Raw genomic sequence first — 11611 nt, 5'->3', positions numbered from 1 at the left:
GGACTAGGTGGTTTCGGGCCGTGCGGCCCGCGTAACTACCACCCTGACCGTGCGTGCGGACCTCGACAATCGCGGAACACCGTGAAAAATCATTCCCCTCCGATCAGGCCCGGTCAGTCGGATCGTGCCGCTCACACCCGGTCCGCGTCGATCTGCGGTTCAGCCGCCGGCGAAGGGGGCAACACGTCGACGGTGTCGGTCCCGGCGAGGGGCACCGCGTCATCCGCTGCCCTGATGCCGTTGACCAGCAGGGAACAGCGCGACAGGATCCTGGCGAACTCGGTGCCGTGGCGGTCGGCCAGGAGCGTACGGAGATCGCCGATGCTGGCAACGTCGACGGTCGTGGTCTCAGTGCCCGCTGACTCTGCCACGGCCGCGAAGAAGCGGATGCCGGCCACTAGCGGGTCTCGGTGGGGTGTGTCTTCGCCCACTCGAGGGCCAGCCCGGTGGCGGTGGCGCAGGCCTGCTCGATGTCTGCTGCGGTGCCGCCGTTGCGGGCAGCGGCGAAACCGACGAGGAACGTGCTGAGCGGGGCGGCGGGGCGGGCGACGCCGTGCGCGACGTCGCGGGCGACGTCGAGGAGAGTGCCGACCGGCACGTCGGCCGGATCGAGGTCGAGCCCGGCGGCGAGGACGGCAAGCCAGTCGTCGAGGGCCTCGGGAGGCAGGGGGTGGAGGTGCTCATGGGGCGTCGCTCCTCGGAGGGGTGGTGCTGACCGGGCTGGGTCCCGACAGGAGCGCGGTGCTCCACTCAACATCCTGCCACGTGTCCACGTCGAGGCTGCTTCCCGAGTCGTCACGGACCCCGACGAGCCGAAGCCCGGACAGGAGGGCGCGCATGCTCGCGCCGTTCGCTGCGGGGCCGAGGCGTGCCGCGGCGTCCCGGAGGGTGCTCGCCCGGTAGAGACCGGCGAGCCACTGGGGGTGACCGTCCGGGTCGGACAGGTGCAGGCCGTCCAGGGCGTCTGTGCCGGTGGTGTTCCTGCCTGCGCGGTCAGCGAGGGCCTGGTCGGCGAGGGCTGCGACGAGGGTGCCGGCGGCATCCGCCGCCCAGGGCAGGTCGCACGCGAGGACGAGCAGCCACTCGGCCGGGGCATCGGCCGGGGCGCCGGCTGAGGTTGCGGGTGAGGGTGCCGCGAGGGCCGCGAGGCCGGCGGCGATGCCCGCGACGGGGCCGCCGAACGGGGGATCCTCGAGCGCCCAGAGCACTCCGGCCGCCTCGGGGCCGGCGGCGACCCGTGCTGACGCCGGCCCGACGACGACGACTCGACGGGCGAGGGTCCGAGCGTCGAGCACCCGGGAAAGCAGTGTGCGGCCCGCGACGTCGACGGCGGCCTTGACGGCGCCGCCGAGCCGGCTGCCGCGGCCGCCCGCAAGCACGATCAGGTCGACCTGAGGGGTGAGGGCTTCAGGCATGGGCGGTCCTACTCCGCGGGGCGCAGCCAGTCGCCGGACTTGCCGCCGGTCTTGCTGATCAGGCGGATGTCCCCGATGCTGACGGACTTGTCGAGTCCCTTCACCATGTCGACGACCGCCAGCGCAGCGATCGACACGGCCGTGAGCGCCTCCATCTCGACGCCGGTGCGGTCGGCCGTGCGGATGGTCGCCGCCACCCGCACGCCGGTGTCTTCGATCGTGAGGTCGACAGCGGCGCCGTGCACCCCGATCACATGGGCGAGGGGGAGCAGGTCCGCGCACTTCTTCGCGCCCTGGATGCCCGCGATGCGCGCGACGGCGAGCACATCGCCCTTGGGCGTCGTGCCGTCGCGCAGCGCGGCGACCACGCGGGGCCCGCAGAATACGAAACCCGCGGCGGTCGCGCTGCGCACGGTCGGCTGCTTCTCGGTCACGTCGACCATCCGGGCCTGGCCGGCGGTATTGAGATGCGTGAACGGCTGCCCGGCCTGCGCATTCGGCGCAGCGTGCCCTTCGGGTCTGGCGGCGGCGGTTTCGTCTCGGGCGGAAGTCATACCACCAGCATGACTCATATCACCAGCATGACCGGGAGCAGGTCGCCCTCAGCCACGGTGTCGGACTCCTCCGGAACGATGGCGAGACCCTCGGCCTGGCCGAGTCCCGCGACGAGGTGCGAGCCGGAACCGCCGGAGGTGGCCGGCCACACGAGGGTCTCCTGGCCACGACGCTCGCAGACGACGGGCATGTACTGCTGGCGGCCGCTCGGTGAGCTCCAACCGCGGGCGACGGTCCCCGTGATCGTCGGACGGGTGGTGGTGCCGTGGCCGCCCATGAACAGGAGCGCCGGGCGTACAAAGGCCTCGAACGAGACGAACGCGCTCACCGGGTTGCCGGGCAGGGCGAACACGATCGGGCCGAGCGCGGCGCTTCCGGCGGAGCCTTTCTTCCCGGTGGTGCTGTTGCTGCCGGTGCCGGCTGCGGGCAGGCGGCCGAAGCCCTGCGGCTTGCCGGGCTGCATCCGCACCGGGCCGAACCACACGCCGAGCGGGGCGAGCACCGCCTTGACGACGTCGTACGCTCCCACGCTGACGCCTCCGGAGAGGATGATCGCGTCGACCGTGCCGATGAGGGAGTCGAGCACGGTGCGCAGGGACTCCTCGTTGTCGGGGACCGCCCCGATCCGGTGCACGACGCCGCCGGCCTGGGCCACTGCAGCGGCGAGCAGGTACGAGTTGGAGTCGGGGATCTGGCCTCGCCGCGCGGGGGTGCCGGGCACGATGAGCTCGTCGCCGGTCGAGATCACCGCGACGCGGGGCGCCGGGTGCACGAGCAACTCAGCGCGGCCGGCGCTCGCGGCTGCGGCGATCCGGGTGGGCCAGAGCGTCGTCCCTGCCCGCAGTATGGTGTCGCCGGCTGCGGCGTCGCTGCCGGCCCTGCGAATGTGGGCTGCCGGCTCCGGCACCCTGAGGATGCCGACCCGGTCGATGCCCCGGTCGGTGTCCTCGATCGGCACGACGGCATCCGCCCCGTCGGGGATCGGCGCCCCGGTCATGATCCGGGCGACCTGCCCGGCGTCGATGCGCGGGTTCTGTGCGGTACCGGCGGCGAGGTCGGCGACGACGGGCAGCACGACCGGGCTCATGGGGGTCGCGGCGAGCAGGTCGGCGCGCCGCACGGCGTAGCCGTCCATCGCCGAGTTGTCGAACGGCGGGGTGTCCGTCGCGCTTGTGACGTCCTCGGCAAGGGCGAGCCCGAGCGCGTGTTCGAGCGGGACCCGGACGGGCTCGAGAATGGGCAACTGCCCCAGGATCCAGTCGAGGTGCTCGGCGACCGGGCGGGCGGATGCCGCGTCAGCGTGCCCGCCGCGCCTCGCGTGATCGTGGTTCCCCGCAGCGCCCTCTGCTACTGCCACGGTCAGCTCCGCGCTTCGACGGACCACTCGGGGGACCAGGTCCCTGACCACTGGGTCGACCACTTCTGGCCGAAACCGGGAGCTCCGCCGTCGGCGACGGCGGCGTCCCAGGCGATGATCCCGCCCTCGAGCAGTGTCAGGTCGGTGAAGCCGTCCGCGGCGAGCGCGGCGGCGGCGCTCAGCGCGCGCGGCCCCTGCGCGCAGTGCAGCACGAGGGGAACGTCGCGCGGCAGCGACGCCAGTCCCTCCGGGGTGCGCAGCTGGTCGAGGGGGAGCAGCAGGGAGCCGGGCACCGCACTCTCGGCGTGTTCACCCGGCTCACGCACGTCGAGGACGATGAAGTCGTCCGCCCCGTTCGCGCGCGCGACCAGGCGGGAGACGAGCTCGGCCGCCGACAGTGTCGGCCAGGTCGGCACGGGGGCTTGCATGTTTGCCGTACCGGAGTCGGTCGCGGCAGCCGCGGCGGCCTCCCTGGCGGCCCGGGCGTGCCCTTCCGCGTCTCCGCCTACGAGCGGTACCTCGGTGAACCGCCCGGAGAGGGCGTCGATCACGAGCACCCGCCCGATCAACGGTGCGCCGATGCCGGCGACGAGCTTGATCGCCTCCGTCGCCATCAGCGAACCGACCTGGCCGCAGAGGGCGCCGAGCACGCCGGCCTCCGCGCAACTCGGCACTTCGCCCTCGGCGGGCGGATTCGGGAACAGGTCCCGCAGCTGCACGCCCGCAACGCCGCTCCCTTCGGGCGGGGTGGCCCAGAACACCGAGAGCTGGGCATCGAAGCGCAGCACGGATGCCCAGACGAGCGGCTTCCCCAGTTCGGCGGAGACGTCGTTCACGAGGAACCGGGTCGGGAAATTGTCGGTGCCGTCGATCACGACGTCGTACCCGGAGATGAGCGCGCGGGCATTGCCGTGGTCGAGCCGCTCTGCATGCTGGATGACAATGGTCGCCGGGGCGATGGCCGCGATGGACTCCGCGGCACTCACGACCTTCGACCTGCCGACATCCGCCTGGCCGTGCACGATCTGGCGTTGCAGGTTGCTCGGCTCGACGTCGTCGCCGTCGACGATGCCGATCGTGCCGATCCCGGCCGCCGCCAGGTAGAGCAGGGCCGGGGAGCCGAGGCCGCCCGCGCCGAGCACGAGCACCTTCGCGTTCGCCAGGCGACGCTGGCCGAGCTCGTCGAGCTGCGGCAGGCGGCGTTGACGGGCGGTGCGCACGGATTCGGTCGGGGTGAGCCGGGCGACGGGTTCGACAAGGGGAGGAAGGGCCATGCCCCTTACGCTAGGCGCTCCCGGCGGCCGGCGCATCCGCATCCGCCCAGAGTCTCGGCAACCCCCTTGATATCCCCAGCCGATGGGTGTTTCGTCGAAGACGGCACCACCGAGTAAGCGCCACCCCACAGCGCACCAACTAGCACCACTGCAATCTCGCACGATCGAAACGGCCGTGCACAGAGGATCACTACGCAGAACCTAGGAAGGTATGTAATGACAGGGAACAGAGCAGTTGCCTACAAGAGCCCGGGGCACGTCGAGGTCATCGACATCGACTACCCCACCTTCGAGCTGAAGGACGGGCCCGGCGTCAACCCGGCCAACGTCGGCCGGAAGGTACCGCACGGGGTCATCCTCCGCACGGTCAGCACCAACATCTGCGGCTCGGACCAGCACATGGTCCGTGGACGCACGACAGCCCCGGCCGACCTCGTGCTCGGTCACGAGATCACCGGCGAGGTCGTCGAGACCGGGCCCGATGTCGAGTTCATCAAGGTCGGCGACATCGTGTCGGTCCCGTTCAATATCTCCTGCGGCCGGTGTCGCAACTGCAAGGAGCGCAAGACCGGGATCTGCCTGAACGTCAACCCCGACCGCCCCGGCAGCGCCTACGGCTATGTCGACATGGGCGGCTGGGTCGGCGGCCAGGCCGAGTACGTTCTCGTGCCGTACGCCGACTGGAACCTCCTGAAGTTCCCGGACCGGGACCAGGCCCTCGCGAAGATCATGGACCTGACCATGCTCTCCGACATCTTCCCCACCGGGTTCCACGGGGCGGTGAGCGCCAACGTCGGCGTCGGGTCGACGGTCTACGTCGCCGGTGCCGGACCCGTCGGCCTTGCGGCTGCGGCGTCCGCGCACCTGCTCGGAGCGGCCGCCGTCATCGTCGGCGACCTCAACGAGGAGCGGCTGGCCCAGGCCCGCAGCTTCGGCTGCGAGACGGTCGACCTGCGCAAGGGCGACCCGCAGGACCAGATCGAGCAGATCCTCGGCGTGCCAGAGGTCGACTGCGCCGTTGACGCGGTCGGCTTCGAGGCCCGCGGGCATGGCCAGGCGGCGGGGGAGGAGCGGCCGGCGACGGTGCTCAACTCGCTCATGACCATCACCGCCGCCGGCGGCGCGCTCGGCATCCCCGGGCTCTACGTCACCGGTGACCCGGGCGGGGTCGACGAGGCTGCGAAGGTCGGGTCGCTCTCGATCCGGCTGGGGCTCGGCTGGGCGAAGTCGCTGTCCTTCACCACGGGCCAGTGCCCGGTGATGAAGTACAACCGCAAGCTCATGATGGCGATCCTGCACGACAAGGTGCAGATCGCGAAGGCCGTCAACGCCCAGGCGATCAGCCTCGAGGACGCGCCGCGCGGCTACGCCGAGTTCGACGCCGGCAAGTCCGTGAAATATGTGCTCAACCCGAACGGTTACGTCAAGTAGTGAATCAGTGACGTAAGAGCAACCGTTTCGAACTGATGCCCGGCCGGGGCCGCCCCGGTCGGGCATCCGTGTCGCGGGGCCGTGATGACAGAAGATTAGGGTGGAGCGTATGACCGGAAACCCGACACTCACGGACACCCGAGGCCGGCCGCTGCACGACCTGCGGATCTCGGTCACGGACCGGTGCAACTTCCGGTGCGTGTACTGCATGCCGAAGGAGATCTTCGGCCGCGACTTCGCCTTCATGGAACGCGACGAACTGCTCACCTTCGAGGAGATCACCCGGCTCGCCCGGGTGAGCGTCGCGCACGGGGTCGGCAAGATCCGGCTGACCGGAGGGAGCCGTTGCTGCGCCGCGGCCTCGAAGACCTCGTCGCCGAGCTTGCGGTACTCCGCACCCCGGACGGACGGCCCATCGACATCGCCCTGACCACCAACGGCTCGGCGCTCGCGGTCAAGGCCCAGGCCCTCAAGGACGCGGGACTTCGCCGGGTCACGGTGTCCCTCGACTCCCTCGACGACGCGACCTTCCGGGCCATGAACGACGTGAACTTCCCGGTCGCGAAGGTCCTGCACGGCATCGACGTCGCCGCGGCCGTCGGGCTCGGCCCGGTCAAGGTCAACATGGTCGTCAAGCGCGGCCAGAACGACGGGGACATCCTCGCCATGGCGCGGCATTTCCAGGGCACGCCGGTCATCCTCCGCTTCATCGAATTCATGGACGTCGGATCGAGCAACGGCTGGGAGATGGGCGCCGTCGTGCCGTCCCGCGAGGTGATCGCCCGGATCGACGCCGAACTGCCGCTGGAGGAGATCGCCCCGAACTACACAGGGGAGACCTCGAGCCGCTGGCGGTACCGGGACGGCAGCGGCGAGATCGGGGTGATCTCGAGCGTGACGCAGTCGTTCTGCTCGACCTGCTCCCGCGCCCGGGTGTCGACGGACGGCAAACTCTTCACCTGCCTGTTCGCGACGGAGGGACACGACCTGCGCGCGCTCCTGCGCGGCGGCGCAACGGACGACGACCTCTCCGCCGCCATGGCCGCGGTCTGGCGAGAGCGGACCGACCGGTATTCGGACCTGCGGAGCGCGAAGACGAGCGAACTGCGGGCATCCGGTAAGAAGAAGATCGAGATGTCGTACATCGGAGGGTGACCAGGAACAATGACACGAATCACGGCACGACGAAAGGTCGTCCGGCTCACGGTCGGCGGCCGGAGGACCAGCCGGGAAGACGTGCTCGCCGTCGAGGAGCCGCTCGAGATCCGCGTGAACGGCACCTCGCTCGCGGTCACGATGCGCACGCCCGGCAACGACTATGACCTGGCCGCGGGCTTCCTGGTCTCCGAGGGCGTGATCAGCCGCGGCGAGCATTTCTTCGCGGCGCGCTACTGCGCCGGCGCCACCGTGGACGGAGAGAACACCTACAACGTTCTCGACGTGAGCCTCGCGCCGGGCGTGGCTGCTCCCGACCCGAGCCTCGAGCGGAACTTCCTCACCACGAGCGCGTGCGGGCTCTGCGGCAAGGCGAACATCGACGCCGTGCGCACGCGGTCGGTCTTCACCGTCTCGGACGACCCTGTGCTCCTCGACGCCGAACGCCTCGTCACTTTCCCGGAGGTGCTCCGGGCCGGCCAGCGGGTATTCGAGAAGACCGGCGGCCTGCACGCTGCCGGGCTCTTCGACGCCGCCACCGGGGAACTGCTCGTGCTGCGCGAGGACGTCGGGCGCCACAACGCCGTCGACAAGGTGATCGGATGGGCGGTCAAGGAGGACCGGCTGCCGCTGCGTGGAACCGTGCTCCAGGTTTCCGGCCGGGCGAGTTTCGAACTCGTCCAGAAGGCGGCGATGGCCGGCATCCCGATGCTGGCCGCGGTCTCCGCGCCGTCCTCCCTCGCGGCGGAACTCGCCGCCGAGGTGGGCATGACCCTGGTCGGCTTCCTGCGCGGCGACTCGATGGTGATCTATGCGGGCGCCGAGCGGATCACCGGCGGTGGCGGTCGCGCAGCGGAAGATTTCGCCGGTGCCGAGGGTGCTGAGGGTGCCGAGGGTGCTGCGAGTGTTGCGAGTTCTGCCCCATCGGCCCTTGCCGGTTCCGCAGCGCCGAATTAGTATGTGCGCATACTAACTGTCCCGCTGCGAGGGGCAGCTTCGGACGAGAGGTCATCTGATGTGGAGAACTGAGTACACGGCAGACACCAGCGCCACACCCGCCGCGGTCTGGGCGGCGTTTCGGGACATCCACACCGGGGTCGCCGCGGCCGCGGGCGGGGACGTCTTCGAGATGGACGGTGCATTCACCGTCGGCACGGAGTTGAGCGTGACGCCGGTCGGGCAGGACACGTTCCGATCCCGCATCATCGAACTGGCCCCGAACGAACGGTATGCCGACGAGACCACATTCGGCGACGTCGTGCTGACGTTCCGGCACGTGTTCACACCGAGTGACGGCGGCACGCGGGTCACCCACGAACTCGTGATCACCGGGCAGGATGCTGACGAGATCGGACCGGGGCTCGGCCCGGAGATCAGTGCGGACTTCCCCGAGGCGATGGCCGGGCTGTTCGCGCTCGCCGAGGCATCCGCTGACCCTGCTGACCCTGCTGACCCTGAAGACCCTGACCACTGATGCCGGACGCCGAGGAGAGCGGGCTCGACAGCGAGTTCGCGTCCGCGGAGGACAGCACGGGGCTGATGCTGTGGCGGGTCACCAACGCCTGGCAGGCGGCCCAGCGGGCGGCGCTCCGGCCGTTCGGCCTAACCCATGTGCAGTTCGTGCTGCTCGCCTCGCTTGCGTGGCTCGACACGGACGGGCCGACCACCCAGCGGGAACTCTCCCGCCACGCCGGAACGGACCCGATGATGACCTCGCAGGTGCTGCGCACCCTGGAACGGAAGGACCTCGTGGAACGGCGGGGTCACCCGACGGATGCCCGGGCGAAGTCCCTCAGGGTGACAGTGGCGGGAGCCGAGCTCGCCCGCCACGCGAACGCGGCCGTGGAAGGCGTCGACCAACGTTTCTTCACCCCGCTCGGCGCCGAGCGGGCGGTCTTCACCGGCATGCTCCGCGTGGTGCTCGGCCCGGCGTCCTAACCGGCCGTCGGGACCGGGGCCTGCTCGTGGGCGATGAAGCGCACCGCCATGGCCTTGTAGCCGGGGGTGTTCGACTCGCGGGCGACGAGTTCGCGGTGCATCAGAGCGTTCGCCTCGGGGAAGTACGCGGCGGCACAGCCGCGCGGGGTCGGGTACACCACGAGCCGGAACTCGTCCGCGCGGCGTTCCTCGCCGCGGAAGGTGCTGATCACGTCGACGAGGTCGCGGTCGTGGAAGCCGAGCTCGACGACGTCGTCCTTGTTGATCAGGATGACCCTGCGCCCGTTCGAGATGCCACGGTACCGGTCGTCGAGGCCGTAGAACGTCGTGTTGTACTGGTCGTGGCTGCGGATGGTCTGCAGGATGAGGTGCCCGGCCGGCGGAGTCAGGTATTCGAGCGGGCTCACCGTGAACCGGGCGCGGCCGATGTCGGTCGCGAAGCTGCGGGTGTCGCGGGGCGGGTTCGGCAGCACGAAGCCGTTCTTCGTCTTCAGCCGGCGGTTGAAGTCGGTGAAGCCGGGGACGACCCGGGAGATGTGGTCGCGGATCAGGTCGTAGTCCTCGCTCATCGCCTTCCAGTCGACGGGGTGTTCGGCGCCGAGGGTCGCGCTCGCCATCCTGGCGACGATGACGGGCTCGGCGAGCAGGTGCTCCGACACGGGATCGAGGCGCCCCTGTGTCGTGCGGACGACCGACATCGAGTCCTCGACGGAGAGCACCTGGCGTCCGCCGGGGTGCTTGTCGTCGGTGTCTGTACGGCCGAGGGTCGGCAGGATCAAGGAGGTGCGCCCGTGCATCACGTGCGAGCGGTTCGGCTTCGTGGAGATGTGGACCGTGAGCCCGACCCGCTGCATCGCGGCCTCGAGCTTCGCGGTGTCCGAGCAGGCGAGGGCGAAGTTGCCGCCGAGGGACACGAACACGTCGACGTCCTCGTTCTCGAAGGCCTCGACCGTCGCGACGGAGTCCAGGCCGTGCGTGCGCGGGCTCACGATCCCGAACTCCGTGTCGAGTGCGGCGAGGAACGCCTCCTTCGGCTTCTCCCAGACGCCCATGGTGCGGTCGCCCTGCACGTTGGAGTGGCCGCGCACCGGGCAGGCGCCCGCGCCCGGCTTGCCGAAGTTGCCCTGCAGCAGCAGCAGGTTGATGATCTCCTTGAGAGTGTTGACCGAGTGCGGCTGCTGGGTCAGCCCGAGCGCCCAGCAGATGATCGTGGCCTTCGAGGTCACGAGCATGCTCGCGACCACACCGATCTGCAGCCGGGACAGCCCGGTCGCCTTCTCGGTCTCCTCCCAGTCGATCTCGCCGCGCGCGGCCCGGTACTCCTCGAGTCCCTGGGTGTTGGCGTCCATGAAGGCCTGGTCGACGACGGAGCCGGGCACGCGCTTCTCCTCCTCGAGGAGCAGGTGGCCGAGGGCCTGGAACAGGGCGAGGTCCCCGCCGACCTTGATCTGCAGGTATTCGTCGGCGAGCGCGGTGCCGTCGCCGATCAGTCCGGAGACGGACTGCGGGTCCCTGAACTTGAACAGCCCGGCCTCGGGGAGGGGGTTGACCGCGACGACCCGTCCACCGTTGTCCTTGCATTCCTTCAGGGCTGACAGCATCCGCGGGTGGTTGGTGCCCGGGTTCTGGCCGACGACGAGGATGAGCTCGGCGTGGTGGATGTCCTCGAGGGAGACGGTGCCCTTGCCGATGCCGATCGTCGCGTTCATCGCCGAGCCGGAGGACTCGTGGCACATGTTCGAGCAGTCGGGGAAATTGTTGGTGCCGATTGAGCGGGCGAAGAGCTGGTAGAGGAACGCGGACTCGTTCGCGGTGCGGCCGGAGGTGTAGAAGACGGTGCGGTCGGGGGTCGTGGCACGGATCTGCTCGCCGATGAGCTCGAACGCGTCGTTCCAGGAGATCTGCGAGTAGTGCGTGTCACCGGGGCGGATGACGACGGGGTGCGTGATGCGGCCCTGGTTGCCGAGCCAGTACTCGGTCTTCGTCGCGAGCTCGGCGATGGAGTGCTCCGCCCAGAATGCGAGGGTCACCTGGCGCACGGTGCTCTCCTCCGCGACGGCCTTCGCGCCGTTCTCGCAGAATTCGGCCGTCTTGCGGTGACCCTGCGACTCCGGCCAGGCGCAACCGGGGCAGTCTGTCCCGTCGCGCTGGTTGAGCCGGAGCAGGGCCCGGGTGGTGCGGCCGATCCCGGCCTGGGCGACGCCGCGCTCGAGCGCTACGACGACGGCTTCGAGGCCCGCCGCGCTGGTCTCCGGCTTCTTCACGACGAGGGAGTCTTCGTTGATGTCCTGGATCGGGGCGTGACGTGTCATGCCATCCATGATGCTCCTTTTGACTGCGTACCGGCACAACGGCAGCCGTCGCAGGGTCTGAGAACGGCGATGCGTCCTCTCGGGTGATTCCCAGCCCGGAAGGGCGCGCGAACCGGGAAAGTGGCGTTGAATCGACAAGGGGCTTTTGTCCCGGCCCACCGGGCCATTCTCGGC

At 70.1% G+C, this 11611-nt stretch carries 11 protein-coding genes and 1 pseudogene; 5 read left to right on the top strand and 7 right to left on the bottom strand.

The window, feature by feature from the left end; genetic code table 11:
* Positions 1–131: 131 nt before the first annotated feature.
* The 6 genes from RGU41_RS08565 to RGU41_RS08540 are packed head-to-tail and all read right to left on the bottom strand — an operon-like array spanning position 132 to position 4601.
* Positions 132–398: a MoaD/ThiS family protein gene (locus tag RGU41_RS08565; RefSeq protein ID WP_322136009.1), complete on the bottom strand. Its 267-nt coding sequence runs from the start codon at positions 396–398 to the stop codon at positions 132–134.
* Positions 398–757 (bottom strand): DUF6457 domain-containing protein, encoded by a 360-nt coding sequence (locus RGU41_RS08560; protein WP_322136008.1) that lies wholly within the window; start codon positions 755–757, stop codon positions 398–400. The genes RGU41_RS08565 and RGU41_RS08560 overlap by 1 nt, the downstream gene beginning before the upstream one ends.
* Positions 681–1415 carry a molybdenum cofactor guanylyltransferase gene (mobA, locus tag RGU41_RS08555; protein WP_322136007.1) on the bottom strand — a complete coding sequence of 245 codons (735 nt, stop codon included), beginning with the start codon at positions 1413–1415 and terminating at the stop codon, positions 681–683. The genes RGU41_RS08560 and mobA overlap by 77 nt, the downstream gene beginning before the upstream one ends.
* An 8-nt stretch (positions 1416–1423) precedes the next feature.
* Positions 1424–1969: a cyclic pyranopterin monophosphate synthase MoaC gene (moaC, locus tag RGU41_RS08550; protein ID WP_134448906.1), complete on the bottom strand. Its 546-nt coding sequence runs from the start codon at positions 1967–1969 to the stop codon at positions 1424–1426.
* Between the two features lie 14 nt (positions 1970–1983).
* Positions 1984–3327 (bottom strand): gephyrin-like molybdotransferase Glp, encoded by a 1344-nt coding sequence (gene glp / locus RGU41_RS08545; RefSeq protein ID WP_322136006.1) that lies wholly within the window; start codon positions 3325–3327, stop codon positions 1984–1986.
* 2 nt (positions 3328–3329) lie between these two features.
* Entirely contained in the window at positions 3330–4601 is a 1272-nt protein-coding gene (locus RGU41_RS08540) for a ThiF family adenylyltransferase (protein ID WP_134561273.1), read from the bottom strand.
* 216 nt (positions 4602–4817) lie between these two features.
* Between RGU41_RS08540 and fdhA the strand changes: the two genes are divergently transcribed.
* The 5 genes and pseudogenes from fdhA (at position 4818) to RGU41_RS08510 (ending at position 9125) form a co-directional block, all read left to right on the top strand.
* Entirely contained in the window at positions 4818–6032 is a 1215-nt protein-coding gene (fdhA, locus tag RGU41_RS08535) for a formaldehyde dehydrogenase, glutathione-independent (RefSeq protein WP_134448909.1), read from the top strand.
* A 109-nt stretch (positions 6033–6141) separates the two neighbouring features.
* Positions 6142–7187: pseudogene (moaA, locus tag RGU41_RS08525) on the top strand (GTP 3',8-cyclase MoaA).
* 9 nt (positions 7188–7196) lie between these two features.
* The gene (gene fdhD, locus RGU41_RS08520; RefSeq protein WP_134448911.1) at positions 7197–8144 is read left to right on the top strand and encodes a formate dehydrogenase accessory sulfurtransferase FdhD; all 948 of its coding nucleotides are present in this window, start codon (positions 7197–7199) and stop codon (positions 8142–8144) included.
* A 58-nt stretch (positions 8145–8202) separates the two neighbouring features.
* On the top strand, positions 8203–8661 hold the full coding sequence (locus tag RGU41_RS08515; protein WP_134560209.1) for an SRPBCC family protein: 459 nt from the start codon (positions 8203–8205) through the stop codon (positions 8659–8661).
* Positions 8661–9125 (top strand): MarR family winged helix-turn-helix transcriptional regulator, encoded by a 465-nt coding sequence (locus tag RGU41_RS08510; protein WP_322136003.1) that lies wholly within the window; start codon positions 8661–8663, stop codon positions 9123–9125. The genes RGU41_RS08515 and RGU41_RS08510 overlap by 1 nt, the downstream gene beginning before the upstream one ends.
* On the opposite strand, the gene RGU41_RS08505 is transcribed toward RGU41_RS08510, so the two are convergent.
* On the bottom strand, positions 9122–11437 hold the full coding sequence (locus RGU41_RS08505) for an FdhF/YdeP family oxidoreductase (protein WP_322137324.1): 2316 nt from the start codon (positions 11435–11437) through the stop codon (positions 9122–9124). The two genes, RGU41_RS08510 and RGU41_RS08505, sit on opposite strands and share 4 nt — an antisense overlap.
* Between the last annotated feature and the right edge of the window lie 174 nt (positions 11438–11611).

The organism is Cryobacterium sp. 10C3, from assembly GCF_034314285.1.
Classification (GTDB): Bacteria; Actinomycetota; Actinomycetes; order Actinomycetales; family Microbacteriaceae; genus Cryobacterium; species Cryobacterium glucosi.
The sequence above is the reverse complement of the archived record's forward strand: the minus strand, read 5'-3'. Positions and strand labels throughout refer to the sequence as shown.

Bases quoted from the DNA above. Each gene is read 5' to 3' on its own strand.
- RGU41_RS08505 (WP_322137324.1), bottom strand. From the start codon at position 11,437: ATGACACGTCACGCCCCGATCCAGGACATCAACGAAGACTCCCTCGTC.
- RGU41_RS08540 (WP_134561273.1), bottom strand. From the start codon at position 4,601: ATGGCCCTTCCTCCCCTTGTCGAACCCGTCGCCCGGCTCACCCCGACC.
- RGU41_RS08560 (WP_322136008.1), bottom strand. From the start codon at position 757: ATGTTGAGTGGAGCACCGCGCTCCTGTCGGGACCCAGCCCGGTCAGCA.
- mobA (WP_322136007.1), bottom strand. From the start codon at position 1,415: ATGCCTGAAGCCCTCACCCCTCAGGTCGACCTGATCGTGCTTGCGGGC.
- fdhD (WP_134448911.1), top strand. From the start codon at position 7,197: ATGACACGAATCACGGCACGACGAAAGGTCGTCCGGCTCACGGTCGGC.
- RGU41_RS08510 (WP_322136003.1), top strand. From the start codon at position 8,661: ATGCCGGACGCCGAGGAGAGCGGGCTCGACAGCGAGTTCGCGTCCGCG.
- moaC (WP_134448906.1), bottom strand. From the start codon at position 1,969: ATGACTTCCGCCCGAGACGAAACCGCCGCCGCCAGACCCGAAGGGCAC.
- fdhA (WP_134448909.1), top strand. From the start codon at position 4,818: ATGACAGGGAACAGAGCAGTTGCCTACAAGAGCCCGGGGCACGTCGAG.
- RGU41_RS08515 (WP_134560209.1), top strand. From the start codon at position 8,203: ATGTGGAGAACTGAGTACACGGCAGACACCAGCGCCACACCCGCCGCG.